Origin of the sequence: Priestia iocasae (assembly GCF_016909075.1) — a bacterium.
In the GTDB taxonomy this organism is placed as follows: domain Bacteria; phylum Bacillota; class Bacilli; order Bacillales; family Bacillaceae_H; genus Priestia; species Priestia iocasae.
In genome coordinates this window covers 459,161-484,447 of record NZ_JAFBFC010000004.1, presented here as the reverse complement: position 1 = coordinate 484,447, position 25,287 = coordinate 459,161, and the positions used below count along the sequence as shown (strand labels likewise).

Below are 25,287 nucleotides of genomic sequence, written 5' to 3'. Positions count from 1 at the left end.
TACAAAATGAATCACTCTGACATTAAATTACGATTTGGAAATCGTCTTAAACAATTGCGGAAGGATAAAAAGCTTTCACAAGATCAACTTGCGCAGAAATCAGGTCTGACACGCTCTTATATTTCGGATGTTGAAAGAGGAAGTCGAAATATATCACTGGAAAACATTTATACTCTTTCAATAGCATTAGATGTTACGTTAGCTTTCTTACTTGATTTATCTGATTCTATAGAAGAGGCTGGAACAAAAAACAATAAAAATGAGTAAGCCGTATGAAATCAAACGAATAAACGTTGATTTCATACGGTTTTATTTTTGTGATGTATGAAAAATCAGTGAATGTTCAGCTGTGTCTCAACCTTCTTTTTATGAGGTTTTGTCACTTATAGTAGACAAATAATATGTAGTTTGTTAAAATGCTATCAGAAGTAATGATTTCCCCTATTCTATATTGTTCTACAAAAAAGGCTGTATGAAAAAGGAGTTAAAAACCCCTTTTTTGACACAGCTGTAGCATCCCTTGCCTTGTCAATCCAGTTACATGAAAGGAGACAAGCAAGGGATGTTGCATGAAACCATTCTTTTCTCATTTTAATAATTTATAAGTCAGTCTCTTTCTTTGTATAAAGACGATTTGTTTAGATAGGAGTGTAGAAAGTGAAAAGAGAGTGGACAATGGAAGAAACAGAATACTTGAAAGCGAATGTTGGTGAGGTACAAGTAGAAACAATCGCACGCAACTTAGATCGTTCCTATAATGCAGTGATTCAAAAGCTAACAGACTTGGGAATTGGAAATACCCGTGAAATATTAGGGTTACTCACGTTTGGAGAGCTCGCTCGCTATTTGAACGTGGATCGAAATACTGTGAAAAGCTGGGCAGAGCATCATAATCTTCCTTATATATCAAAGATTACAAGAAAAACAAAACGATTTTATTTCGTTTCTCCTGAAGACTTTTGGACATGGGCAGCACATCATAAGGAAAAGATTAATTTTGCGCAAATCGAGAGTGGAGCTATTTTGCCAGAGCCTGCTTGGTTTCATACAGAAAAAAACAAGAACAGGCAATGTCATAAGCGAATTTATAAGCATTGGTCTATAAAAGAGGATAAGGAATTGATGCTTTTACATTCTAAAGGCTGGAAAAAGACATGTATTGCAAAAGAACTTCAACGCTCTGTCAACAGTGTGTATAAACGGATAACAAGATTACTTCACCATCAGCAGAAGCACCATCAAGCTTAGTTTAAAATGGACAGAAGTAGGTTGGAATGATTAGGATGAAATAAAAGAGGGATTAGGCCTCTATCATAATATTAAGTAACATGTAAATAAGAAAGCTTGGATAGCTAAGATAGAAAATAATAATCGTACCCACTAAAAAACACCATAAATAAATGGAGTCATATTCGTAAGAAAGAACAAGTTATCGTGTATAATCCACCATTCATACCGTTGTGCAATTTGAAAAACAATGGTTAATAGAAGCGCAGCAAAGATGCCGACAGGTACAAAACGCTTCATTCTCTCCGTATCGAAAAAGAATAATAAGAACCAAGGGCCAATCAATAAGAACCACATAACAAAGTGAGCCACTCTCATTTCCTCCTATTTTACCTTCATATGCAAAAATAATTGGCAGTGATTTTTATTTTGCGCAAAAAAAGATTGCATTACCCTGCTAGTTAGCCTTTTTTAAAAGTAAAATCGTATCTTGCCTTCATTTAAATTATTGGCACATTTCTTGCATCTTATCTCTTTTGTAGAACAGGAATGAATACAGGAGGGATTAGATGAGACAAACATTATATAAGCCAGCTCGACATTGGAGTGAAATTTCACTTTGGAAAGATGTAACGGAAGAGCAATGGAATGATTGGATTTGGCAATTAACCAATACAATTAAAACGGTTCAAGATTTAAAAGAGGTCATTCATTTAACACCTGAAGAAGAAGAAGGCGTATTGCTTTCAACCAAAACCATCCCACTAAATATTACCCCTTATTATGCGTGGCTCATGAATGAAAACAATTCAAAATGCCCAATTCGTATGCAGTCTGTTCCCATTACAAATGAAATCCACAAAACAAAGTATGATTTAGAAGATCCTCTTCATGAAGATGAAGATTCGCCAGTACCAGGGCTTACTCACCGATATCCAGACCGCGTCCTATTCCTAGTAACAAATCAATGCTCCATGTATTGTCGTTACTGTACAAGAAGGCGCTTTTCAGGTCAAATTGGTATGGGAGTGCCGAAAAAACAGCTAGACGCAGCCATCCATTATATCAGTCAAACACCACAAGTACGTGATGTGCTCATTTCAGGTGGAGATGGCTTGTTAATTAACGACAACATTTTAGAATACATTTTGAAAAATTTACGTGACATTCCTCATGTTGAGATCATTCGAATTGGTACGAGAGCACCGGTTGTGTTTCCTCAACGTATTACCGAGAACTTATGTAACATTTTAAAGAAATATCATCCTGTTTGGCTGAACACGCACTTCAATACATCAATTGAAATTACAGAAGAATCAAAACGAGCGTGTGAAATGCTTGCGAATGCAGGGGTACCGGTTGGAAATCAAGCAGTTATTTTAGCAGGAATTAACGACAGTGTTCCGATTATGAAAAAGCTGATGCATGATTTAGTGAAAATTCGTGTTCGTCCGTACTATATTTATCAGTGTGATTTATCCGAAGGAATTGGACATTTCCGTGCACCTATTAGTAAAGGCCTTGAAATTATGGAAGGATTGCGGGGTCATACATCTGGTTATGCGGTTCCAACGTTTGTCGTAGATGCCCCAGGGGGAGGAGGGAAAATTTCTCTTCAACCTAACTATATTATCTCTCAAAGCGCGAACAAAGTTGTGCTTCGTAACTTTGAAGGTGTCATTACGTCATATCCTGAGCCAGAAAAGTATACGCCTCATACAGCAGATGATTACTATAAAGAGCTATATCCTGAAGTATACGAACAGCATGAGAGCGTGGGTGTACTTTCTCTTATGGATGACACAGCATTTAACCTTGTTCCAGAAGGTGTGAAGAGATTAGATAAACGCAAACATTATCAAGGTAATCCAGATCATCATTCGTTAAAAGACAAACGAGAAAAGCGCGATGAATTAAAAGAAAAGAAATTTCAGTCACAGCTAGAAAAATATGCAGAAGTAGCGGGCAAGGAGGGAAGCGGCACGTGAATTGTGAATGGTGTGAAGCAAAAGAGGTCCGCGAAATAAAAGCCACTGTTTACTGGGAGTTGCCAGACGGGACAAAGACCATTCAAATTGATGAAACTCCTTCTTTTCATTGTCTAGAGTGTCACATGATTTACCAAAAAGATGAAGTGGTGAAAGAAATCGAAGATCAACTGTTTCTCATTCAAACGAAAGAACTTGAAAAGCAACTCATGTTTGATGAATTGATGGCAAAGCCAAGGTTATTAAAACGAAATTACTTTGATTTTTCATCCACATAAAGAAAAGCGCTAAGTTTTTACTTGGCGCTTTTCAATTAGTGAAGAACTGAGCTCGAGTCCCAGCCATCAATTAAAAAAAGTGATCCTTGAAGCAAATCATACAAACCATAAATACCTTCAATCTTTTTATGTTCATACATCTCTACACGCCCAGATAAAATATCAATCATTGTACAATAAGGTGTTCCACTTTCATATTTCATCATGCCATAGCCTTCTTCTATAAAAAAGAAAACCGTTTTCCCTTGCAGTAAGTGTTTAATCAAATCTTGAAGGCTATCAATAGCGATGTGCAGTTCTTCGTTACTGATGAAACGATAGGTGTCAACAATATTTCCAATGAAATCTGGATTTTTCATAGCAACCTCCTGATCAATTAGGTAGTTAATGTCATTTATATACAATTTATTTCGAATTAGTAGTTAAAAAAACAGCGTAGACACTGTTCTTGTGTCTACGCTGTTTTTTTAGAAACGAGATGAGCAACCAAAATGTATCGTTCTGGAGCTGATCCAATAAATGTAAAAGGATAGCATGTACTGACTGTTAGGGTTGCACGTGGTTTTGGCACAATAACTGTTCGATCATCTGAATCTACAATTCTTACTTTATGAACTTTATATTGAAATTCACCGGCAGATGTACGAACAATTAATTCATCACCCACACCAACGTCACCGAGCTTTCGAAAAACAGTATCACGATGTCCTGATAAAACAGAATTGTCATTTTCTCCAGGTAGAACACTACCAGCGAAATGTCCTACACCTTTTTCAAGCTCTTCTTCATTTGTACCATGAAAAATAGGGAGCGTGGCTTCAAGCTTTGGAATGTATAGTTCGCCCATTTCTTCGCCAATCTCTGGCCGAATAGGGTATAATTCTTCTTTTTCCTCTGCCGCTTTGTCCGGTTGAACAGCAGGCTCCTTTTTTACTACCTCTTGCGTTGGTTCGTTCAGTTTAAAAATAAAATAGCCTTTCGCAAACTTGTAAACATTTGTTGTTGAAAACCAAAGTCCAAGAACCATCGTACCGACTGCGAATGCAAGAAGAATCAATCGCTTTTTACGATTGATTCCTTTTAAAAGCGCCATATTAAATTTGACGCACCTTTCGATATACAATAAATCCAACAAATACAAACAGAAGTCCAAATAGGGTATTCATCAAGTAGTTAGAAGCTGTATCGGGAAGCTTTGCGCCTTTAACGGTTTGATGCTCAGATTTCTTTTCTGCTACCATTTTTTGCTTTTCTGTTTTAGGAGCCTTTGTCGTTGGTGTGACACTTTGTTCAACGACGTTTGCTGATTCCTCAATTTGTTTTCCTGTGTCTGTAATGATTTCAGAATCAAACATCTCGCCAGTTAAAAGCATGTCTGCTAAAAACTCACCTTGTAGGTTATAGAAAGAGATTTTTAAACTAGCATTTTGCAATTCTTCTAATGAGACTAAGTCTGTAAAAGAGATAGATGTCTCTGTTTGACCTTGTACTAAAGTAAACTCTACTTTTAAATGGAAGATGGAAAGCATCTCGTTAAAAACAGACATAAGCTCGGCAATCTGTTCAGATGTTAGCTCTGTCGCAACATCGAACTCTTCAAAGCTCATCATACGATTTGCAAGTTCTTCTAAACGCTGAAGAGTTTCAGGCTTCATTAACTCTTCTTCAATTGACATGAAGTGAGCTTCTAAACGCTGAAGTTCTTCTTCTGTTAACCCAAACTCATCTTGGAACATTTCTGATAGCTCTAGCAACATGTCTTCATCTATCTCTGTCATGTCACCTTCTGTGTAAAACCATACTGTTAAATCTAAATCATCAACATAAATGTAATCTTCTAGGCTTTCACCATTCTCAGCTAATAAAGCAGTAAGTGACTCTTTATCTAATTCATATTGTTCATAGATGTAAGATAAATTACTGAGGTCAGCTAAAATAACTTCACCTAAAAAGTCTTTTAACTCTTCGACTGATTGAAAAGAGTCCAAAGAATCCTCGTAAAACGAAAGAGCGGATTCAATATGTTCTTTTGTTACGGTAAAACCTCTATCAGCACTCACTTCTGTTAAATAGACGTCCAAATCCTGTTCAAACATTGGGTCTTGTGCAGCTAGTGATGCTACTGGAAATAATCCAGTTAATAGTGAAAAAATAAGTAAAATTGCACCAATCTTTTTCATGTTTATTCCTCGTTTCCACTTAAATAGTTCTATGATTCTAGAAAATTATAAGCGAGAAAGAATAAATTAACAATCATGATATTATTACCAATTTTATACGATGAAATCTCTTGATTAAGTAGAATGGCACGTATAATCAATCATTCTTTTTTGCTAGCAAAATTCTAATAAATGTTATTTTTATTACATTATTTAACAAATAGATTTCATTTCGATTAAAAAATCAGAATAAATAAAATGTTATGTATAATTATTTTGTTAATCATTTTCAGGGGAGGAATAAAGATGAAGAAAAAAATGAGCAACGTAACGGTACTATCACTTTTAACGTCTAGTTTTTTACTAGCATCATCTGTACAAGCCCAAACACCATATTACGGAAAAACCTACACACAGCCTCCACAAGTAGCAAAACTCTATCCTCATGTTCAAGTGCCGGAGCAAACTCCTGCTTTTACGAAAGAAGGAGAGGCATTCACAACGCAAGAAGAGTTACTAACATACATATCTAAGCTTGAAAAAAAGAGCAATCATCTACTAGTAAAAAGCATTGGTCAATCTCAGCGAGGACTAGATATTCCAGCTCTTTATTTCACAACAGAAAAAGATTTTTCACCAATGTCGTTCTCAAAGAAGCCAACCGTTTGGCTACAAGCGCAAATTCATGGAAATGAACCAGCAAGTGGAGAAGCAGCTCTTGTTATTGCAGAGCGCTTAACGGGTAAGTTAGGCAAAGAGGTGTTAAAAGACGTAAACGTCATCGTAGTTCCTCGTATAAATCCAGATGGATCCTATGATTTCACTCGTACCCTTGCGAGTAAAGATGATGGAAATCGAGATCACATAAAGCTAGAAAACAAAGAAGTCCAAGCCATTCACCAAGAATTTAATCGTTATTCACCAGAAGTGGTGATTGATGCTCATGAATACACGCCAACTGAAAAAGCATTTAATGAAATAGGTATTTTGAAGTATCATGACATTCTTTTATTATCTGGTAAGAACTTAAATATTCCTGAAAAATTACGCACCTACTCTGATGAAGTTTTTGTAAATCCAACACATCAAAAGCTAAGAAATCAAGGGTTTTCTAGTGATAACTACTATACAAGTGGAACGAGTACACCTGAACAAATCGAACTTGCAGAAGGAGGAACAGATTCTCGCATCGGTCGAAATGCATTTGGATTACACCCATCTATTTCATTTTTAGTAGAAAGTCGTGGAATTGGAATTGGACGAGAAGACTTCCCTCGTCGTGTTGCTGCTCAAGTGTCTACGCATGAACACATTATTAAAACAGCCGCAAAGCATGCTAAAGAATTGAAAAAGCTTGTTAGAAAAGAGCGTATCGAACTTGTAAAGAAAGGGTTACGAGTGGGTGATGATGATCAAGTTATCATCAACAGTAAACCAACAGAAAAACAAAACATGTCTTTACCTTTTGTTAATATTGAAAAAGGTGAAGTGACCAATCTACCAGTAAAGTATTTTAGCTCCTCAGATGCAGTTCCTATATTAACGCGTGAACGCCCGACAGCTTACATTGTAAAACCAGAGTACGCAAATGTAGCAGAAAAACTTAAAAATCAAGGAATAAAAGGATTTGCCTTATCTCATGAGACAAAGATTCCTGTACAAACGTATCAAGTAATCAAAAAAGAGCAAGGAGAAAAAGTGGAAGGCATTGATTTAGTGAATGTTGAAACAACACTTGAAAATAAAAGCGTTACGCTTCCAAAAGGAACCTTTGTTTTTCCGACTGCACAACCACAAACGAATTTGCTATCTCTATCGCTAGAACCAGAATCAATTGATAGCTATGTTACATTCGGCTTCATGCCAGCAGAAGTAGGGGAAGAACTTCCTTTCTATCGGTTTATGCTAGATGATCAGAAACTAAAATAATGAACGAATGAAACGCTTCTAAGCCAAAGACTTATTGTGAAGGAACACGCAGCATCCCTTGCTAGACTAAATAAAGAGATGGGTGAGGAATAGGGATGTTATGGTTCTTTATTTTGTCATTAATCGTGTTTGAGTGAGCTTTATTTTTATGTACATAAGCACCACTTTTTCGAATATAATTTATGAACTTCAAGCCATTACTTCCTAAATTGTGAACATTTTGTTAAATGTTAATTAAATATTTAGAAAATTCTTTATTTTAGACTCTTGAAGTGATAAAGTAAGAAAAAGAGAAAATTAGAGGTGAAGAATCGTGATGGTAGAGCTTGTGAACTATGAGACAAAGTGGCCGCTTTTGTATCAATTTGAAAAAGTTAACTTACAGCGTTTGTTAAAAGACTACGCACCAAAAATTGAACATATCGGAAGTACTGCTGTCTCGGGACTTTCTGCAAAACCAATTGTTGATGTGATGATTGGGTTAAAGCATAAAGAAGATTTAGATGCGGTGGCACTTATTTTAGCAAATAGAGGATACACGTACTTACAGAAATACAATGAAATCATGCCATATCGCCGCTTTTTTGTGGGCTTAAAAGATGGCGTCATTAAAGAACATTATCCAACAGTGATTACCAGTGACGTAAATGATGAATTTCTTACACATGAAAAACGCTCTACTCATATTCATGTTACAACAATTGATAGTGCTTTTTGGAAAGATCATTTGCTGTTTCGCGACTGTTTAAAAGAAAATGGTCATTTACGTGAACAGTATGAGTCTCTCAAACGTAAGTTATCAACATATCAATGGGCAGATGGAAATGATTATGCTCACGCTAAAGGAGAATTCATTCAAAGTATATTAGAAAAAGCCAGCGTACCAGTGCTAGGGCGATAAAATAAAAACGGCTCAATCGTCAAAAGCTAGATCATAATCTACTTAGACATTGGCCGTTTTCTTTAAGGTTATTCGCTATCAACTAAAACGAGTGGCTCTAAATTTTGTGCTTTATTTATTGCTAAAACTGTGTATGTTTTACCTGCTTCAACCTTCGTACCAGGCAATGCAAGAACTTCTTTATTGCCATCAACCGTTGTAACGGCTAAATCATAAGAACCAGCTGGAAGCTCAGCATACGCAGAGACATCTTTAAATTTTAAATTTGAGAAAAGCGGTTTACCACCTTTAGGGCCAACATTTACGGCAGGTGCATCAGGTGAGAAGTGTCCCACACGTACTTTTGCTTTTCCATTTGGTGCCGTTGTTTCATTTGTTAATACTTTTAACTCAAGTTTGTCTAGCGTGTTAATTGCAGCGACAGTATAGCTTTTATCGCCTTCTACAACTAAGCTAGCCGTAATGACAGGGTCTTTTTGACCTTTTGTACCAGCTGCAAAAATCTCTACTTTTCGCTCCCCAGCAGGTACAGTTAAATACTCGGTTGCATCCTTAAACTTTGCTCCTTCTACTGCGGCAGTTCCATCTACAAACACATCTACAGCTGGTGCGTCAGGCGAAGCATGTACAATGCGTACTTTCGCTTCTTTTGCAGATGCATCTGGATTCGGGCTTGGTGTTTCAGCTGCAAATGCAAGCTGACTTGAACAAACCATCATGACAATAGCAGTGATCGTCATTAAATAACGCTTTATTTTCATTATCGTCAACTCCTTTATGTTATTGCGCTTATGTATAAATTTTTGGCGCATTTTTATCGTGTGCGAATTGTCCATGACTATACATAAAAAGTCTACTTTTTGGATTTTGATTATTAAAAAGTCTATGCAGATAAAAAGATAGAGGCGATCTCAACATGAATGAATTGAGATCGCCTCTAACACTTTAGTTCTGACTTTTTAAATATCGTAACTTCTCTTCAATCACTTTCTGAGCTATCGTTAATACCTCTTTTTCATTCATTTGCTCTTTTGTCGTACAGCGAAGTATCATCTCAGGAGTGTCAATTAATGAGATTGTGGTTGTGTAGCTTGATTTAGATGTTTGGTTTAAACGAATCATCGCATCACGAAGGCTGTCTGCTTGCTGATTAAATCGATGAACGGCTTCCTCTACATGATGATTGACACAATTGTTTTTGTCTCGTAATGCTTCTATTTGTTTTCGATAATCTTTCAACATTTTTTCACCCTCTAGTAAAAGTATGTAACATATATATGCAGATGAGAGGGAAAGTAGAATTGTTTCTATATAATTCCTCATTTTCATTTAGTAGAGAAAGCGTGTGACTCGACGCATTATTTCTAACCATCAGCATTTACTCAACTATGTACACAATGAGCCACTACTATAAATGATGGGCTAGTTGAGGGAGTTTGTGAATCAACGAATCATTTTATTCATAAATTCGACCCATTACAATTGTATGATAGTAATTGCCATCAGACAGACGTTTATCTTTTTTTAACACACCTTCTATTTCAAAGCCTAGACTTTTATATAACGTTACGGCTTTTTTATTCGTTTCGAGCACATGTAGTGTCATCTTTTTTAAGTTATTTGAATCAGCCCAAATGATTGATTTGCTTAAAAGCTTTTTTCCAATGCCATATCCCCAATAATCTTTTAACACACCAACCCCGAATTCTACTTTATGAGACAATCGTTTCAACTTATTTCCTTGACATCTTGAAAAGCCTACCATTTGACCCTGAATGACTGCCACTAAAAATAAATTGTTGTCACTTTCAGAATCATTTTTAATAAGTTGCTCAAAATCATGTTCGTTCATCAAAGCTTCGCCAGGTTCTCGGTCTAAGTTTTCAGTTTCTCCGTCAATTTGTAGTCGCAATTGAGCTAATTGTTTCGCATCAGCATGAACAGCTGATCTTATCGTATATGTAATTCCTCTTTTATAAAATTCTTCATTGTTAATAATCATTTTGTTCACTCATTTCTTTATATAGTAACTTACTTTATTGTGAAACGTTTCCTTTTATACAAATCATGTTTGTTTTAGAAGGGAAAATGATGAACTAAGCAATAAATGATGACAATTCTTTTTGGTTTTTATCACCGTACACCGGATGTTTTGGTATAATTTAACTTTACTAACATCATAGAGGAAGGGTGAAGTTATGAAACTTCAAGTACGTGCGTTTGTCTTTTTAGGTTTACTCACTCTTGTGGCATGTTCGAATAATGAATATGAAAAAGCTATGAGTAACGGTATGAAAAGCATAGGAGAAAAAGATTATTATATGGCATCCACTTACTTTGAATTGGCGTTATTTGAGAAGAAGGGGGACGAACAAGCCTCTTTATATTTAAATCAAGCTTATTATATGGAAAGGGCTTTACAAGCGTATGAGAAAAAAGACTTTGATGCGGCCCTTCAGTCTCTTCAAAAAGTGGTAAGCAGCAAAAGTGGACTACAAACCGTTCAAATGGAGGCGGAAAAGTTAATCGATCACATTCACTCTGAAAACGACGTAACGTCTTTGTTTGAAGAAAAAATGACAGAAGTGAAAAACATGATTGATAATGAGACGTACAATGATGCAAAAAACAAATTAGAAACGTTACAAAGAGAGCTTGAAGCCAATGACTCTTTATCCGATTATGAATCTGAATTAAGGGTTCTAACAGAGCAAGTAAAGATTGGTATACAGAAGAAACAAGCTAAAGTAGTAGATGAGACAAAAGAAGTAGCAGCACCAAAGAAAGGCCCATCAATTAAATCAGATTCGAACTCAAGAAACATTACGTATCAAACTTATACAAATTCAAGATTTGGCTTTTCGATTCAATATCCAAGTCATCTAATGATGGCACCACCACCTACAAATGGAGATGGCGCAATATTTTTTAATGAAGAGCTTGAAATAACTGTATATGGAAGTCATCAAACTTGTGTAAATGGAGATACAATTGAAGAGTGCTATGAAGAAGAGCTTACTAGTATCCCTGTGAATGTGACTTATAAAAAGCAATCAAATAATTGGTATGTTCTTTCCTATATAGAAAATGGGTTTATAGTCTATAAGAAATCTTTCTTCGGCCAAAGCGTATCAAATTCGTTCATTATTAAGTATCCAGCTAATTTAAAAGAAAAATTTGATCCGGTTGTAACTCATATTTCAAAGACCTTTGTGTCATCTGCTTATTAAAGAGAAACCTGTGTAAGATAGTTAAGCTGAGAAAGCCGGTTTACATGCAACATCCCTTGCCCGTCTATCCATTGATACAACTGGAATTTGAAGGGGAAGGGATGTTGAGTATGAAGTCAAATGAGGTACTATTACTCGTTTTGAATAACCCTCTTTGACTTCTTATTTTGCTGTTACCTTTTTTAGTTCATTTAATACATCGCTTGGTTCAACACGGTCTTTATAATCCGCTTTTGCATATTCATAAGCGATTGTACCGTCTTGAGCAATGATATACGTAGCTGAAACGGGTAAAGTCCAAGAATCATCGGCATTATGCTCATCCACACGTAAGCCAAATTCTTTATATAAGTCAATAAGATAATCTGGTAAGCGATAGACAAGGTCAAATTCTTGTGCAACCTTATTCCCTACATCACTTAACACATGGAAGTTTAGTTCGCTTTTTTCTTTTGTATTTAATGATTGATCAGGGGTTTGAGGGCTAATCGCAACAAGCTCTCCACCTGCTTCATGAATCTCATCAAGAATTCCTTGGTATGCACGGAGTTCCATGTTGCAATATGGGCACCAACCACCGCGATAAAATGTAACAATGACAGGTCCTTTTGCTAATAAATCATGAAGCTTTACTTCATCATTTAGTGCATTAGGTAATGCAAACGTAGGGGCTTTGTCGCCTACACGCAAACCTTTTGATTCATTTGATTGTTCTAATTCATCGATTGCTTTTTTCATTAAATCTTGCTTTTCTTGTGGAACGCGTTTCTTAAAGCTCTCAATATACTCTGCGAATTGCTTTTGTAACGTTGATTGTGTCATAAACATTCACTCCTCTACTAAGATTCATCTTTAGTATACCGATAGGAAATATGGATGTAAAAAATTATGCTTTCAAAATAACTGAAACTTAGATAACATGGAATAAATTTCTTTGTAACTTTTAAAAGAATGATTCGTCTAATAGATTTAAGGGGTACACTAATAAGTAACTAACAAGGACATGTGGTGATAACAATGAATGAACGATCAAGATTGCGAGCAGAACGTAAACGAAAAAGAGGGAAGAAGCGTCGGTTTCTTCTATTACTATTAGTAATTGGACTTTTATTTATTGGGTACAATGCAGTGCAGTATATCCTAGCACTAAATCAATATAGTGACGATACAGGTAAACAAGACTTTGATTTTTCAGGTGAAGAAGTAAAGGGGAAAATTAATGTTTTGTTAGTAGGTGTTGATTCAAGGGGAGAAGAAAAGTCGCGTGCAGATACAATCATTGTGGCACAGTATAACAGTGATTCAAATACGCCTAAACTAATGTCTATTATGCGTGATTCATATGTGGACATCCCAGGTCACGGGAAAAATAAAATTAATACTGCGTACTATTTAGGAGGACCTGAATTACTTCGTCAAACCATTAAAGAAAACTTTGGGATTGGCTTAGAATACTACGCTGTTGTTGATTTTAAAGGATTTGAATATGGTGTTGACGAACTGTTTCCAAAAGGTGTTGAGATTGATGTTGAAAAAGCAATGTCAAAAGGAATTGGTGTAGAACTTGAACCAGGCTTGCAAACGCTAAATGGAAAAGAGTTATTAGGTTATGTTCGCTTTAGACAAGATGCTGAAGGTGACTTTGGGCGCGTACGAAGACAACAACAAGTGTTAAACATCTTAAAAGATGAAATGAGAAGTGTATCAAGTGTAGCTAAAATTCCTCGCTTATCAGCAATCGTTACGTCAACCGTTGATACGAATTTAAGTAAAGCAGCACTATTTACAATTAGTAAAGATGTGATTACAGGAAGCATGAACGATTCGGAATCGTTAAGTATCCCTGTTCAAGGTGGTTACACGGATCAACGTTATTCAGGTGTGGGACTAGTTCTTGACTTGGACATGGAGAAAAATCGTCAAGCAATCGATGAGTTTTTACAGTAAAAAAGGAGCTTTCCTGAAAGGTTAATAAATATTTTTTAAAAAAAACGGGTGTCTAAAAAGGGTTTTTATTCCTTTTTAGACACCCCCTTTGTGTTAAGGAATAGATGAATCCAGTATAATAGCAGAAAAAGGAGAGGGGATGAGGTTTTATGGGCAATGAGATTCTACGTCATTTTGTCGCTACATTAGCATTCAGAGGCAGCGTTGCATTTCAAAATGCTCCGTCGTCATTTGCTACGTTTGAAGCAGGAAAAGAAATACGCTCACCTGTTGAGATTTTAAATCATATGACAAACGTACTCACGTATATCCTTCAATCATTTGGTGATAAACAAGCTACATTTGAAGAAATAAAAAGCTGGGATGAAGAAGTGGAACGGTTTTATCATACGCTCGAACAAATAGATAAAGATCTGCAAGAAGAGAAACAGCCAACCACTTTGTCCATAGAGAAAATGCTCCAAGGCCCTTTATCAGATGCGATGATGCATGTAGGTCAGTTGCTAACACTACGTCGACTTGCGGGGTGTTCAGTAGAACGAGTGAGTTACATAAAAGCAGAAGTAAAAGCAGGACATATTCGCCCCTTAAAAAAATGACGTGAATCATCACGTCATTTTTTTGTGCAAGAAGCTTCGAAATATAAAGGGTAATGGCGGCTACATCCTGGGTTAAAAGAAGAAGAACAGTGAGGGCATGTGGAGTTGCTGTTCATATATTCATAAATGGTTAATTCATTTTGACAAACTCCACAAAGAATTGCTTTTTCATGAAAGGCTTCTTTAGGCCACACTTTAATCTCATGAGTGGCATCATGTTCGTGACATTGATAGCAAGGATAGTATGTTTGACAACAATAAAATTTAATGGCAATAATATCGCGCTCGGTGTGGTAATGTGAGCAACGTGTTTCGTGATCAACCAGATCACCTTTCACTTCTATTTTTTTCATCTTTATCACCTCATATGTTTGCTTAAATGGTGCAATACAGCGACTTTAATCGCATGAGTATAATGGTAGAAGACGCTATTTTTTGTTCCTTCTCTTTCTTTGAATGTAAAAGAACGAAACATGGCCTTTCGCATCGCTGTACTAATCTCTAATTGAACCCCTTTTTGACGAGAGGTACGGTTGCAAATGTTTTGATTATGCGTACCAGATAAACGTTCTCCCTTTTGAAGTAGCTTACATTGAAAACCAGCGTTTGTTAGGCGTTGATAAATCTCATTTGCCAATTCTACATCCAATCCACCGATGAGCGTATACGCTTCGTCTCCGCTGCATCCATGAAAGGCAATACTATGTGAATGATTCTCAACCAACTGTATGCAAGTCGGTTCATCAAAGTTCGCGGATGTGATATGTAACGAAGAATTCTGGCCAGGAGGCTTTATTCCTTCAAATAGATAGATAGAGCCAACGTCTCTCATTTCTCGAACTAGCTCTGATGTCCCCGGTTCAATACTCCCGCCATGATTTGCCAAAAAAACAATGTCAGCCTCTGGTTGGTAACGATGTTCAATGATGTAGCTCGTTCCATATGGTTCATTTATTTCTAACTGCGAAAAACTTGCATACACATCACTCATTGTACCTCTCCCTTAAAAAGATGTTATCCCTTATTCATACCATATCTACCTATGTCTATAAAGAGATAGATGTAGATTTTACAAAAACGAAAGAAATGGCTGTTTCTAAAATGAGTAGAAGAGACAAGCTGTAACGCCAAGAATATTCACTATATTTCTCAATACTGAGGTAATAGAAGTGATGATAAACTTAAATGTAGAGACCACTTTTCCTATCTAAAGTAGATGTATATAAGAAGGGAGAAGGAGCGATTGAAACCGCGTAAAAAAATCGTCATGCGTTGTTTGTTCAGTCTTTTTTTAACTCTTGGGATAATGGTAGTAATCAATCAAACATATGATCCAGTCTTATTTACAGTTGGAAATAACGTGGAGCGTATGAGTAAGTGGAACAAAGTAAAGCATTTGTATCTTTCAAATGATGCATCCTTACAAGAGAAGCAGGCTGCTATTCAACAGAGAAGTCTTGAAAATTTAGTTATTGAGCAAGGAAAGGAAATGGGGATTCATATACAAGACAAAGATGTACAACAGCACATTCTTCAACTAGGGAAAACCAAAAAGGAACGTGATGAAAAGCTGAAAGAAATGAATCTCACAGAAAAAGAAAGCATAGAGAACATTCAGCGAGCCATGATTGGCATGAAGGTGAAGAATGTGGTCACTAGTCATATTTTTGTGACAAAGGAAGAAGCAAGGCAATTTTATGATAAACATAAACAAGCTTTTTACGTTCCTGAGCTAAGAACATTGCAATACATACGAACGAGTGTCGGTTTCGACAAAAAAGAAGTTGAAGAGCGATTGAATGATGAAACGATTTATAATCATGACTGGAATGCAGAGCAAACGCATGAAGAGTGGAAAGAGCTACTATCTATTCAAGAACTAGCTTCAGAAGTGCCAGAATCTGTAGCTAAGCAAATGTTTCAAACCTCAACTCAGCAACTCATGGGGCCTATTGAGAGAGAAGGGAACATGTACTGGTTTCGAATCCAACACGTTCAACCACCCTATCAGCAATCGTTTAATGAAGTGAAAGGCAAAATTCATGCCACTCTTTTACATGAAAAACAAAAACAGTTCTACGGAAATTGGCTAGAAACACAAAAACAAACAAACAATTATCAATTGCATACGGACAATTTGACGAGGCCTCCTCTTTATGCATTTTTTTCTGACATCTCCGTTAATGTCCGCTTTATCATAAATCTTTAATGAGCTATGTGGAACAATTTTTGTTTCTTATAGAAAGAATGGAAAAAGGAGCCGATGGAGAGATGAAAAAGTCAAAGATGTTTGTTGCGAGTATGTTTTGTGTCAGTTTGCTTTGTGGAGCCACGACTACAATGGCAGAAAAGAAAGAAAGCGGTCCAGTCATCGCGGATGAGCCGATGTGGAACGTTGCACCTCCACCAACAAACTATAATCCAATACTAAAAGAGCAGTTAGATAAGGAAAATGCACAAGATAAAAATACGTTTAGAGTTGCTGCGAACCCAATCATCGTTCTTGATCCTGGCCATGGGGGAACTGACCCAGGTGCTGTTGGAAATGGAATCAAAGAGAAAGATATTGTATTAGACATTGCAAAACGCTCTAGAGATTATTTGATTGCAAATTACCCAGCAACTGTGTATATGACAAGAAGTACGGATACAACGGTTTCATTAGAAAGTCGCACCGCATATGCCAATAGCGTAGGCGCAAACTTTTTTGTATCCATGCATATTAATAGCTACAGTACATCGACTCCAAACGGCTTAGAAACGTATCATTATTATGGCAGTACGAACGGTTCCCGTTTGGCAACGAGCACGTACAATAAACTAAAAAGCTCTTACTCTACGCTTCGAGGGGTAAAAGAAGCAGGGTTTTATGTTTTAAAATATACAAATATGCCAGCAACTCTAGGGGAAACAGGCTTTATTAGTAATGCTACGGATGCAGCAAACTTAGCGACTACTACTTTCCGCCAAAATTTAGCCACTCAATATGCGCAAGGAATGCATGAATATTGGTGGGGATTTTAGAAAAGACAAAAAATGACGAGCAATAGAGCTCGTCATTTTTTTATTGAACTAGACTGCGCATTCACAACAGATGTTACAATATGCTCTGAATCCCACTCATGTTCCGACAGTGTAATAAGCGGATAGGGGACAGGAAAAAGAGCTTTCTTAATTTCCTGAATGGTTTGACCTTGATTGTGAAGGTGCAAAATTTTCCCCTCTAACTCTTCTAAGTAGCTCAATTTTCTCTGCAACATCACTTTTCCATCCTTCACATATCCAGCGTGTGAGCAGAACATTTCTTGGAAATCGTGTTGTAACACGGTACGAATGGATTCAATAATAGTTGAGATGGATTCATCACGCATAATAATTTTTGTTTTTGGAGTAACAAATAAGTCTCCTGAAAACAACATGCCTGTATCGTTATTAAGAAAAACCATATGATCATCAGCATGACCTGGTGTATAAATAGACGTCCATTTGTAGTTCTCTGAGGTGAAAGTAGATTGAAGAGGTTTGGGGTGAAAAGGATGTCGTGCTCCCCAAAAGTGTTGACGATAACGAGGATAGCTCCCTTCCTTTGTACTATCATCAATTGACATTTCGTGAATGTAAATTGGAATGTGTTTGTTTTGTTCAATCCAAGGGGCACAGCCTGTATGGTCTTCATGTAGATGAGTTAATGCGACAAAGTCGAATGATTCCAATCGATAAAGCGGTATAAATTCTTGTAGTAAGCTTTCAGGTCCCGTATCAACTAACATGTTATCTGTTAAGAAAACATAGATGTTCATGTGTGCATCTTGCAGTGAAACGGTTCCTTTTGCACATACGACACCACTATGTGTACTAATTTCAATCATTAAATTCACTCCCATCTTTTTCTAACAATAGTTTACCATATGCTGATGATGAATGAACTTATTTTATTTAGCTTCCATTTCCTCATTTTCTATATTTATGTTAATAAAGGAATAGGTAGCGAACAACGGTAAAAGATTTAGTAACTTGTTCACCTTAAGAAGATTGACAATTCTGACAGGTAAGTGTACTCTATGTGTGTAATTATCAATTCATATTATACCACTATGATATAGAGGGTATAAAAAGTCGATAAATGAATGGTTCATTACAGTAGGAATCCAAACGCTGCCTTGCCAATAGATGGATGCATGTACGGTGTTAATGTTAGCAAGATTGATAGTTAACAAGTCAGATAAGGGCTAGTTATAGGTTCATAAACAGGGTTTTCGTACATAAAACGGAGGGGATAAAATGACGTATAGCTACATTGAACGATTACACTGTCCAAAGTGTGATGCAACGTATAAAGCGAACGAAATCAATCATTTATGTCAATGCGGGTCACCGTTACTAGTCAATTATGATATTGAAGCTGCCAAGCAGACGTGGAAGAAGGAAGATTTACAAACAAGGCCAGCCAACCTATGGCGCTATCACGAGATGTTGCCGATTATAAGCGAAGAACATGTCGTTACATTAGGGGAAGGGATGACGCCTCTCATTCCTATGAATAAGATTGGTAAAACGTTAGGTATTCCCTCATTATATATGAAAGATGAAGGGCTTGTTCCAACTGGTTCATTCAAAGCAAGAGGAGCTGCTGTTGGCATATCAAAAGCAAAAGAGTTAGGTGTAACCAAATTAGCCATGCCAACGAACGGAAATGCAGGAGCTGCTTGGTCTTTATATGCATCAAGAGCAGGCATTGAATCCTACATTGTCATGCCAAAGGATGCACCGTCTATTACACGTAAAGAGTGCGCAATCGCAGGGGCAAATTTATTTTTAGTGGATGGACTGATTAGCGATGCAGGTAAAATCGTAGGAGAACTTGTGCAAGAAGAAGGGTTTTATGATTCTTCTACATTAAAAGAGCCTTACCGAATTGAAGGTAAAAAAACGATGGGCTATGAAATCCTCGAACAATTTAATTGGAAGGTACCAGACGTAATTTTATATCCAACCGGTGGAGGTGTTGGTATTATTGGTATTTACAAAGCAATTGTAGAGCTTCAGCAATTAGGTTGGATTGAGGAAGGGAAGTTTCCGCGCCTAGTCGCTGTGCAAGCAGAAGGTTGTGCGCCAATCGTAAAAGCTTGGGAGGAAGGAAAAAAAGAATCCATGTTCTGGGAAGGCTCAGAGACAATAGCATTCGGTATTAATGTACCAAAAGCCATCGGTGATTTTTTAGTACTAGAAGCCATTTATAAAACAAATGGTTGTGCAATTGCTGTGTCAGATCAAGAGATTGCGAGAGAGCAAGCATGCGTTGCTCAGAATGAAGGGGTGTTTATTTGTCCAGAAGGTGCTGCTACATTCACGGCTGCTCGAAAGCTACGTGAAGACGGTTGGATTCAAGAAGACGAGCATGTAGTGTGCTTAAACACAGGACAAGGAATTAAATATCCAGAGAGCGTGTATGTGGATGTGCCTCTTCTTCAGTGTGGAGATCGTATTTCAATAAAGTCATAATCTTAGAGGAAGTCGTTTTTCTTACAAGAAGAGCGGCTTTTTATGATGAAAATGAGCGATAAGTTAGTTTGTTTCACACTTCAAACGTGATATAATGTGTGGTTGTATATGCCACATATTTACCAGTCTTATACATAAGAATGAAAATAGTGAATGATTAACATAAAAGAGAGGCAAAAAAATGACAAAAAAAATGATTGTATTTACGGGTGGAGGAACGGCTGGTCATGTGACACCGAACATTGCCATCATGAACGAACTGGATCAAGCAAAATGGGACATTCAATATATTGGGTCTCATAAAGGCATTGAAAAAGAATTGATTGAAAAAATTAATGTACCTTATCATTCCATTTCAAGTGGAAAGCTAAGAAGATACATTGATATGGAAAATGTAAAAGATGTATTCCGCGTTATGAAAGGAGTAGGAGATGCTCGTCGTATTCTTAAGAAATTAAAGCCTGCTCTTGTTTTTTCAAAAGGTGGATTTGTAACCGTGCCAGTCATTATGGCAGCAAAATCGCTTAATATTCCAGTTTTTATTCATGAAAGTGACTTAACACCAGGCTTAGCAAATAAAATTGCTCAACGCTTTGCAACGAAAATCTTCACTTCATTCGATGAAGCAGCTAAATACTTCCCAGCTGATAAAGTGACCGTTGTTGGCTCACCTATTCGAAAAGAATTATTACAAGGTCGTGCACAGGTTGGTTTAAATTGGCTTCATTTTTATGACACTCTACCAGTTCTCACAATTATGGGAGGAAGCTTAGGTGCACGTCGAATAAATGAAGCTGTTCGTGAGGCTTTACCTGAGCTAACGAAAAAGTTTCAAATCGTTCATTTATGTGGAAAAGGAAACGTTGATGAATCACTAAAAGATGTTCGAGGGTATAAACAGCTAGAGTATGTACATGACGAGCTGTCAGACGTATTAGCAGCAACGGATTACGTCATTACACGCGGTGGTTCAAATGCCATTTTTGAATTTTTAGCACTTCATAAGCCAATGTTAATTATTCCATTATCAAAAGCACAAAGCCGCGGAGATCAAATTTTAAACGCAGCGTCATTTAAGAAAAAAGGCTTCAGTCTAGTACTCGAAGAAGAACAATTAACGAAAGAAACGCTAATGGAGCATATCCAGCAGCTTCAAAAAGGTGCGTTAACGATGAAGCAAACGATGAGAGAAGCAACAAAAACAGACGCCATTTCTACTTTAGTGCGTGAAATTGAAGCAATAAAATAAAACCTTCTATTTAGAGGCTGAGCCAAACAGGGGTGTTTGTCTTAGCCTCTTTTTATTTCGTCTAGAAGGAAGAAGAGTGCCGTGAAGGGTTTGTTCGTTCACTACTAACTCACAATCATTTAACAGAGAATCGATAGAGTTGAGAGGTTTCATCGATAAGTTCAAATTACCAGCAGGAAAATATAACGAAGTGTGAACAAGGAAGTTATTGAGTGGTGTCGAATAAAAGAGAAGAGAAATAAGAAATAAGGAGAATCAGCATATACAATGAAGGCAGCATTACAACAGCTAACTCAGTCAGTATTTTATTTACCATCAGATTCAGCAACGGATAGACCGGTTCTCGGTGCAATTCAAGGGAAGAATCAAACGTTACTCGTTGATGCCGGTAACTCTTCTGCACATGCGAAGTTATTTTTGAGTGAATTGAAGAAACAAGATCTGTATGCTATAACGAGTGTTGTACTCACACATTGGCATTGGGATCACATTTTTGGGACGAAAGAAATGAACCTTTTTACGTTGTCATCAGAGCAAACGAAACAAGCTATTGAAAAGATGATCAATTATGAATGGACAGACGAAGCATTAGAGGAACGAGTGAAAGAAGGGATAGAAATTCAGTTTTGTGCCGATATGATCAAAGCTGAATTTGGTGATAACCGTCGTATAGAGATTCAGCTACCTAACATGACAATAAATAAGTTAGTAAGGATAGATTTAGGCAATATTCATTGCACAATTGAACATGTAGGCGGAGATCATGCATCAGATTCAACCATTGTCTATGTAGAGGAAGAGAACGTTCTTTTTCTTGGGGATTGTTTGTATCCAAATTTGTATAGTAAGACTCCTCAATATACAGTGAAACATACGCGTGCTTTACTACAAGCGTTAGGCAAATACAAAGCAAATCACTATGTTCTTTCACATGAGCTTCCTTTATCACCTGTTCAATATAATGAATATATCCAACTTCTTGCCATTCTTTGTGAGTTAACAGAAACGCATCAAGGAAATAAACAGAACATAACTGAAGCACTTTCGATAAGACTAAATAAAGAGCTAAATGAAGATGAACGTGAAACCATTGATTGTTTTGTGAATGGTTATATTGATTAAAATAAGATAAAAAAGGGCAATTCTGCACCAAGGATTGCTCTTTTTTTGTCTTTGTTGAGCAAAAAGGTATGAAATGATACTCCATATATCTCCCTAGTTCTTTCTTTTATGAAAAGTTGTAGATAAGATATATCTTTATTTTATGGTGTAATAGTTTCAGATTAAAAATAGGTTTAAAAGCTTATTTTTTTCCGTATTATCCCACAAATTAAACATTTGGTCATTTTTATTAACTAGGACCTTGCATGTATGATTCAGAGAGATTTTTCAGAAAGATGATTAGTTGAACGAAAAACATAACCAATTTATCACAATTAATATGATGAAAGTCATGATTTTGTATGTACAAGAAATATTTTGTTATATTGGAATAATAAAGAAAAAGTTTCCCTAAATAAATCCTTTCTCGTATATTCTGTCAAAAATGGATTTGCTATAATGATTCTCGCTATCAGTTATGGAAATACATTCTTATAAAACCTATTAATGGATTTATTGATTATTTTTTTACAATTTTATTAGGTGAATGAGAAATTGACGTACTTTAGACCAAAAAGGGGAAACAGAATCATGACAGAAATTACAATGACTAGAAAAGAAGCTATAGCAAAAAAAAGAGCGATAAAGCGTAAGAAGAAAGCAGGAAAAGTAACAACAATGGCTTGTGTAGCAGTGATGGGAGCTGCATTCATGAATGTTAACTCGGTGAAAGTAGCTGCTTGTAGTGATACATACACAATTAAAAATGGCGATACACTTTATTCATTAGCAAAAAAGTATAACGTAACGGTTGAGCAATTAAAAAATGCGAATGGATTAACGTCTGACTTTATTCGCACGGGGATGGATCTAGCTGTGCCTGCTGCTCATTTAATCGATCAAGAGAAAAAGGTAATCAATCTGCCAGAGTATACAGTCGTTGGTGGCGATACGTTATGGAGTGTAGCGAAGCGTTTTGGGACGAGTGTGAGCGCAATTAAGCATGCAAACAATACAGATAAAGATTTTATTCTTATAGGTCAAAAGCTAATCATTCCGGTTCAAGCGAAAACCGAAACATTTACTACGATAGGTGCAGTGGACAGCACAAGCATTGAAGTGTTAAATAAATGCGGCGAACCAGTTGTCTTAAAAGTACCATTTGGAAAAGCATTAGATTATCAAAAACAGTCAGGTAAAGAATTAAACATTACATTCACTAAAGATACATTCGCTGTTCTTTCCATTCGATAATTCATCTGTTTGAGCGTAAATCCTTTTTAGAATGGTCAATCTATAGAAAAAGGAGTGAGCGTCTAGATGAATAGTAAATATGAACGTCTATTTAAACACTTTAAGTTTCTTAACGGTATTGAATTAAAAAGTCGCGTTATGATGGCACCCATGCTAACATATGCTTCTCACGAAAATGGCGAAGTGTCTGACGTTGAGATCGATTTTTATCGTGAACGAGCAGACGGCCTATCTGCGATCATTGTCGGTCCTGCTTACGTGATGGAAAGTGGCAAAGTAGCCAAAAAACAAATGGGTATACATGAAGATAAACTGCTCCGCGGATTAAATGAGTTATCGAATGTGATTGAAAAAAAAGGAGCGCGCTCTATTTTACAACTTTCACATGGAGGCAGACATTGCGTAGAAATGATGAAAGAAGGAGCAAAGGCGTTGGCTCCTAGTGCTATTTCATCTGTAAGACGAGGGAAGAGACCTCAACAAATGGACGAAACAGATATAAAAGTTGTTTGTCAGGCGTTTGCTAATGCCACAAGAAGAGCCATTGAAGCAAGATTTGATGGAGTTGAACTTGATGGAGCCAATGGTCATTTGTTGCAACAATTCACCTCTAAACAAGCAAACAGTCGTCGTGATCGCTGGGGTGGCACGGTAGAAAATCGCATGACTTTTCCGCTCGATGTCATTCGGGCTGTTACTTACACCGTAAAAGCAACTACACATAAGCCATTTCTAATTGGTTATTCATTAGCACCTGAGGAAAAAGGGTACCAAGGAAATACAATTGAACATACGTTGGAATTCATTGATTTGCTTATCCAAGAGGGAGTAGACTATGTGAGGCTTCACATGGATGACCTTTGGCAACAAGCCTATCGACATAAAGAGGGAGAAGCTCAGCTTGTACCAGCTATTGTCAAGCACATTAATAATCGAATTCCAATCATAAGTGGAGGTAATCTGCGAACACCGGATAATGTGGTGGATGCACTAAGAACAGGGCTTTCCCTTGTAACAATGGGGACGGAACTAGTTCTTGAACCAAAGTGGATGACGAAAGTAAGACATAGCGAAGAATATTCCATTAAGACAAGCATGGATTCTACTCCGCATCATCGACATATTCCTCGAGAGCTATGGTCAATTATGAAAGAGAAAGAGCAAGATGAATGGAAACAATTGGAGTAAAACGTTTAAAATAGCCTCTTGTTTATCAGGTTTTCGTAGCTGATAAACAAGAGGTATTGTTTTGTTGTGCTCTTTTTCTATTTAATCATAAAAATATGCTACAATAGAGTCATCAAACGAATGAAGAGACAGGTAGAGGTGTAAATAAGCAAGTGATTTATTTTTTAATTGTATTTGTAGCAGTCATTGAAATTGTGTATCTATTTGTAAATAGGCCGATTTTTGTTAATATCCCTGCCATTCAGTTTTATATGTTTCCACTCATTGTCGTCATTTTATTATCAATCTTTTTGTCAAAGCGAACAAAGCGCATGATGCGAGTTGTGAAACAAGTTTCCATTACGGCTGCTATTTTTATTATCATTTTTGTTCCTGTTGTATATACGGGAAATTTGCCACTCTATTCATACTCGGAAGCAAAGGCCATAATTGCTAAGCGAGAAAAGTTACTCTTAACCGAGTTTGAAGAGCATAAAAATGTACATAAAGATGAAGAGAATCATTACTACTATTTATACAAAGTGATACGAGATGAAGAAACAACCATTCAATATATCTTTGATCCATTTACAGGTGGATATGAAGCGCTCAATGAATAAGTAATGAACAATTGAATTTATTTATCCAACAGCATCCCTTGCCGATGAATTCCAATGAAATGGAGCGATTGGCAGGGGATGTTGCGCGTTATAGCTCTTTTTAAAATGGCTGTATAGGGTCAAATAATGTGTTTTA

At 36.7% G+C, this 25,287-nt stretch carries 28 protein-coding genes; 17 read left to right on the top strand and 11 right to left on the bottom strand.

Annotated elements, in window-relative coordinates:
- Positions 1-6 precede the first annotated feature (6 nt).
- Together JOC83_RS13585 and JOC83_RS13580 are read left to right on the top strand one after the other, a co-directional pair.
- Complete coding sequence (locus JOC83_RS13585) at positions 7-267, top strand: helix-turn-helix domain-containing protein (protein WP_205187895.1); 261 nt, start codon at positions 7-9, stop codon at positions 265-267.
- Between the two features lie 390 nt (positions 268-657).
- A complete protein-coding gene (locus JOC83_RS13580; RefSeq protein ID WP_205187894.1) occupies positions 658-1,248 on the top strand; it encodes a helix-turn-helix domain-containing protein in 591 nt (196 codons plus the stop codon).
- A gap of 132 nt (positions 1,249-1,380) precedes the next feature.
- Here JOC83_RS13580 and JOC83_RS13575 read toward each other — a convergent pair whose 3' ends face one another.
- On the bottom strand, positions 1,381-1,599 hold the full coding sequence (locus JOC83_RS13575) for a hypothetical protein (RefSeq protein WP_205187893.1): 219 nt from the start codon (positions 1,597-1,599) through the stop codon (positions 1,381-1,383).
- A 197-nt stretch (positions 1,600-1,796) separates the two neighbouring features.
- Here JOC83_RS13575 and kamA point away from each other — a divergent pair, with 197 nt between their 5' ends.
- Together kamA and JOC83_RS13565 are read left to right on the top strand one after the other, a co-directional pair.
- On the top strand, positions 1,797-3,215 hold the full coding sequence (gene kamA, locus JOC83_RS13570) for a lysine 2,3-aminomutase (protein ID WP_205187892.1): 1,419 nt from the start codon (positions 1,797-1,799) through the stop codon (positions 3,213-3,215).
- The gene (locus tag JOC83_RS13565; protein ID WP_205187891.1) at positions 3,212-3,493 is read left to right on the top strand and encodes a YokU family protein; all 282 of its coding nucleotides are present in this window, start codon (positions 3,212-3,214) and stop codon (positions 3,491-3,493) included. Before kamA ends, JOC83_RS13565 begins: the two co-directional genes overlap by 4 nt.
- Positions 3,494-3,528: 35 nt before the next feature.
- Here the strand turns inward: JOC83_RS13565 and JOC83_RS13560 are convergent, their stop codons facing one another.
- The 3 genes from JOC83_RS13560 to JOC83_RS13550 all read right to left on the bottom strand — a co-directional run bounded on the left by JOC83_RS13560 (position 3,529) and on the right by JOC83_RS13550 (position 5,673).
- Positions 3,529-3,852, bottom strand: coding sequence for a hypothetical protein (locus JOC83_RS13560; RefSeq protein ID WP_205187890.1), 324 nt, complete (start codon positions 3,850-3,852; stop codon positions 3,529-3,531).
- 95 nt (positions 3,853-3,947) lie between these two features.
- Complete coding sequence (locus JOC83_RS13555; RefSeq protein WP_205187889.1) at positions 3,948-4,586, bottom strand: class D sortase; 639 nt, start codon at positions 4,584-4,586, stop codon at positions 3,948-3,950.
- A 1-nt stretch (position 4,587) separates the two neighbouring features.
- Positions 4,588-5,673 carry a processed acidic surface protein gene (locus tag JOC83_RS13550; protein ID WP_205187888.1) on the bottom strand — a complete coding sequence of 362 codons (1,086 nt, stop codon included), beginning with the start codon at positions 5,671-5,673 and terminating at the stop codon, positions 4,588-4,590.
- A 285-nt stretch (positions 5,674-5,958) separates the two neighbouring features.
- Here JOC83_RS13550 and JOC83_RS13545 point away from each other — a divergent pair, with 285 nt between their 5' ends.
- Positions 5,959-7,581 (top strand): M14 family metallopeptidase, encoded by a 1,623-nt coding sequence (locus JOC83_RS13545; protein ID WP_205187887.1) that lies wholly within the window; start codon positions 5,959-5,961, stop codon positions 7,579-7,581.
- A 316-nt stretch (positions 7,582-7,897) separates the two neighbouring features.
- Complete coding sequence (locus JOC83_RS13540) at positions 7,898-8,482, top strand: GrpB family protein (RefSeq protein WP_239583539.1); 585 nt, start codon at positions 7,898-7,900, stop codon at positions 8,480-8,482.
- A 68-nt stretch (positions 8,483-8,550) separates the two neighbouring features.
- On the opposite strand, the gene JOC83_RS13535 is transcribed toward JOC83_RS13540, so the two are convergent.
- The 3 genes from JOC83_RS13535 to JOC83_RS13525 form a co-directional block, all read right to left on the bottom strand.
- A complete protein-coding gene (locus tag JOC83_RS13535; RefSeq protein ID WP_239583511.1) occupies positions 8,551-9,243 on the bottom strand; it encodes a DUF4397 domain-containing protein in 693 nt (230 codons plus the stop codon).
- Positions 9,244-9,427: 184 nt separating this feature from the next.
- Entirely contained in the window at positions 9,428-9,721 is a 294-nt protein-coding gene (locus JOC83_RS13530; protein WP_205187885.1) for a hypothetical protein, read from the bottom strand.
- Between the two features lie 217 nt (positions 9,722-9,938).
- A complete protein-coding gene (locus tag JOC83_RS13525; RefSeq protein WP_205187884.1) occupies positions 9,939-10,484 on the bottom strand; it encodes a GNAT family N-acetyltransferase in 546 nt (181 codons plus the stop codon).
- A 196-nt stretch (positions 10,485-10,680) separates the two neighbouring features.
- On the opposite strand from JOC83_RS13525, the gene JOC83_RS13520 reads away from it, so the two are divergent.
- Positions 10,681-11,712 (top strand): hypothetical protein, encoded by a 1,032-nt coding sequence (locus JOC83_RS13520; protein ID WP_205187883.1) that lies wholly within the window; start codon positions 10,681-10,683, stop codon positions 11,710-11,712.
- Between the two features lie 162 nt (positions 11,713-11,874).
- Here JOC83_RS13520 and JOC83_RS13515 read toward each other — a convergent pair whose 3' ends face one another.
- A complete protein-coding gene (locus JOC83_RS13515; RefSeq protein ID WP_205187882.1) occupies positions 11,875-12,534 on the bottom strand; it encodes a peroxiredoxin-like family protein in 660 nt (219 codons plus the stop codon).
- Positions 12,535-12,729: 195 nt separating this feature from the next.
- Here JOC83_RS13515 and JOC83_RS13510 point away from each other — a divergent pair, with 195 nt between their 5' ends.
- Both JOC83_RS13510 and JOC83_RS13505 read left to right on the top strand, forming a co-directional pair.
- Positions 12,730-13,659, top strand: a complete 930-nt coding sequence (locus JOC83_RS13510; RefSeq protein ID WP_205187881.1) for an LCP family protein — start codon at positions 12,730-12,732, stop codon at positions 13,657-13,659.
- Positions 13,660-13,808: 149 nt separating this feature from the next.
- Positions 13,809-14,258, top strand: a complete 450-nt coding sequence (locus JOC83_RS13505) for a hypothetical protein (protein ID WP_205187880.1) — start codon at positions 13,809-13,811, stop codon at positions 14,256-14,258.
- A 14-nt stretch (positions 14,259-14,272) separates the two neighbouring features.
- Here JOC83_RS13505 and JOC83_RS13500 read toward each other — a convergent pair whose 3' ends face one another.
- Together JOC83_RS13500 and JOC83_RS13495 are read right to left on the bottom strand one after the other, a co-directional pair.
- The gene (locus JOC83_RS13500) at positions 14,273-14,611 is read right to left on the bottom strand and encodes a CHY zinc finger protein (protein ID WP_205187879.1); all 339 of its coding nucleotides are present in this window, start codon (positions 14,609-14,611) and stop codon (positions 14,273-14,275) included.
- A 5-nt stretch (positions 14,612-14,616) separates the two neighbouring features.
- Positions 14,617-15,249, bottom strand: a complete 633-nt coding sequence (locus JOC83_RS13495; protein WP_205187878.1) for a poly-gamma-glutamate hydrolase family protein — start codon at positions 15,247-15,249, stop codon at positions 14,617-14,619.
- A gap of 252 nt (positions 15,250-15,501) precedes the next feature.
- Here JOC83_RS13495 and JOC83_RS13490 point away from each other — a divergent pair, with 252 nt between their 5' ends.
- On the top strand, positions 15,502-16,467 hold the full coding sequence (locus JOC83_RS13490) for a peptidylprolyl isomerase (RefSeq protein ID WP_205187877.1): 966 nt from the start codon (positions 15,502-15,504) through the stop codon (positions 16,465-16,467).
- A gap of 62 nt (positions 16,468-16,529) precedes the next feature.
- Positions 16,530-17,282, top strand: coding sequence for an N-acetylmuramoyl-L-alanine amidase family protein (locus tag JOC83_RS13485; RefSeq protein ID WP_205187876.1), 753 nt, complete (start codon positions 16,530-16,532; stop codon positions 17,280-17,282).
- Positions 17,283-17,314: 32 nt separating this feature from the next.
- Here JOC83_RS13485 and JOC83_RS13480 read toward each other — a convergent pair whose 3' ends face one another.
- Complete coding sequence (locus JOC83_RS13480) at positions 17,315-18,127, bottom strand: MBL fold metallo-hydrolase (protein WP_205187875.1); 813 nt, start codon at positions 18,125-18,127, stop codon at positions 17,315-17,317.
- A gap of 412 nt (positions 18,128-18,539) precedes the next feature.
- Between JOC83_RS13480 and JOC83_RS13475 the strand changes: the two genes are divergently transcribed.
- The 6 genes from JOC83_RS13475 (at position 18,540) to JOC83_RS13450 (ending at position 25,151) form a co-directional block, all read left to right on the top strand.
- Entirely contained in the window at positions 18,540-19,760 is a 1,221-nt protein-coding gene (locus tag JOC83_RS13475; RefSeq protein WP_205187874.1) for a threonine synthase, read from the top strand.
- Positions 19,761-19,941: 181 nt separating this feature from the next.
- Positions 19,942-21,009 carry an undecaprenyldiphospho-muramoylpentapeptide beta-N-acetylglucosaminyltransferase gene (locus JOC83_RS13470; RefSeq protein WP_205187873.1) on the top strand — a complete coding sequence of 356 codons (1,068 nt, stop codon included), beginning with the start codon at positions 19,942-19,944 and terminating at the stop codon, positions 21,007-21,009.
- A 267-nt stretch (positions 21,010-21,276) separates the two neighbouring features.
- Complete coding sequence (locus JOC83_RS13465; RefSeq protein WP_205187872.1) at positions 21,277-22,131, top strand: MBL fold metallo-hydrolase; 855 nt, start codon at positions 21,277-21,279, stop codon at positions 22,129-22,131.
- A gap of 570 nt (positions 22,132-22,701) precedes the next feature.
- Positions 22,702-23,364, top strand: coding sequence for a LysM peptidoglycan-binding domain-containing protein (locus tag JOC83_RS13460; RefSeq protein WP_205187871.1), 663 nt, complete (start codon positions 22,702-22,704; stop codon positions 23,362-23,364).
- Between the two features lie 66 nt (positions 23,365-23,430).
- Positions 23,431-24,552 (top strand): oxidoreductase, encoded by a 1,122-nt coding sequence (locus tag JOC83_RS13455; protein ID WP_205187870.1) that lies wholly within the window; start codon positions 23,431-23,433, stop codon positions 24,550-24,552.
- 152 nt (positions 24,553-24,704) lie between these two features.
- Positions 24,705-25,151, top strand: coding sequence for a hypothetical protein (locus JOC83_RS13450; protein WP_205187869.1), 447 nt, complete (start codon positions 24,705-24,707; stop codon positions 25,149-25,151).
- The last annotated feature ends 136 nt before the right edge of the window (positions 25,152-25,287 follow it).

Excerpts from the sequence above, each read along its gene's own strand:
- JOC83_RS13585 (WP_205187895.1), top strand. The coding sequence starts at position 7 with ATGAATCACTCTGACATTAAATTACGATTTGGAAATCGTCTTAAACAA.
- kamA (WP_205187892.1), top strand. The coding sequence starts at position 1,797 with ATGAGACAAACATTATATAAGCCAGCTCGACATTGGAGTGAAATTTCA.
- JOC83_RS13560 (WP_205187890.1), bottom strand. The coding sequence starts at position 3,852 with ATGAAAAATCCAGATTTCATTGGAAATATTGTTGACACCTATCGTTTC.
- JOC83_RS13555 (WP_205187889.1), bottom strand. The coding sequence starts at position 4,586 with ATGGCGCTTTTAAAAGGAATCAATCGTAAAAAGCGATTGATTCTTCTT.
- JOC83_RS13550 (WP_205187888.1), bottom strand. The coding sequence starts at position 5,673 with ATGAAAAAGATTGGTGCAATTTTACTTATTTTTTCACTATTAACTGGA.
- JOC83_RS13545 (WP_205187887.1), top strand. The coding sequence starts at position 5,959 with ATGAAGAAAAAAATGAGCAACGTAACGGTACTATCACTTTTAACGTCT.
- JOC83_RS13540 (WP_239583539.1), top strand. The coding sequence starts at position 7,898 with ATGGTAGAGCTTGTGAACTATGAGACAAAGTGGCCGCTTTTGTATCAA.
- JOC83_RS13535 (WP_239583511.1), bottom strand. The coding sequence starts at position 9,243 with ATGAAAATAAAGCGTTATTTAATGACGATCACTGCTATTGTCATGATG.
- JOC83_RS13525 (WP_205187884.1), bottom strand. The coding sequence starts at position 10,484 with ATGATTATTAACAATGAAGAATTTTATAAAAGAGGAATTACATATACG.
- JOC83_RS13520 (WP_205187883.1), top strand. The coding sequence starts at position 10,681 with ATGAAACTTCAAGTACGTGCGTTTGTCTTTTTAGGTTTACTCACTCTT.
- JOC83_RS13515 (WP_205187882.1), bottom strand. The coding sequence starts at position 12,534 with ATGACACAATCAACGTTACAAAAGCAATTCGCAGAGTATATTGAGAGC.
- JOC83_RS13510 (WP_205187881.1), top strand. The coding sequence starts at position 12,730 with ATGAATGAACGATCAAGATTGCGAGCAGAACGTAAACGAAAAAGAGGG.
- JOC83_RS13505 (WP_205187880.1), top strand. The coding sequence starts at position 13,809 with ATGGGCAATGAGATTCTACGTCATTTTGTCGCTACATTAGCATTCAGA.
- JOC83_RS13500 (WP_205187879.1), bottom strand. The coding sequence starts at position 14,611 with ATGAAAAAAATAGAAGTGAAAGGTGATCTGGTTGATCACGAAACACGT.
- JOC83_RS13495 (WP_205187878.1), bottom strand. The coding sequence starts at position 15,249 with ATGAGTGATGTGTATGCAAGTTTTTCGCAGTTAGAAATAAATGAACCA.
- JOC83_RS13485 (WP_205187876.1), top strand. The coding sequence starts at position 16,530 with ATGAAAAAGTCAAAGATGTTTGTTGCGAGTATGTTTTGTGTCAGTTTG.
- JOC83_RS13480 (WP_205187875.1), bottom strand. The coding sequence starts at position 18,127 with ATGATTGAAATTAGTACACATAGTGGTGTCGTATGTGCAAAAGGAACC.
- JOC83_RS13475 (WP_205187874.1), top strand. The coding sequence starts at position 18,540 with ATGACGTATAGCTACATTGAACGATTACACTGTCCAAAGTGTGATGCA.
- JOC83_RS13470 (WP_205187873.1), top strand. The coding sequence starts at position 19,942 with ATGACAAAAAAAATGATTGTATTTACGGGTGGAGGAACGGCTGGTCAT.
- JOC83_RS13465 (WP_205187872.1), top strand. The coding sequence starts at position 21,277 with ATGAAGGCAGCATTACAACAGCTAACTCAGTCAGTATTTTATTTACCA.
- JOC83_RS13460 (WP_205187871.1), top strand. The coding sequence starts at position 22,702 with ATGACAGAAATTACAATGACTAGAAAAGAAGCTATAGCAAAAAAAAGA.
- JOC83_RS13455 (WP_205187870.1), top strand. The coding sequence starts at position 23,431 with ATGAATAGTAAATATGAACGTCTATTTAAACACTTTAAGTTTCTTAAC.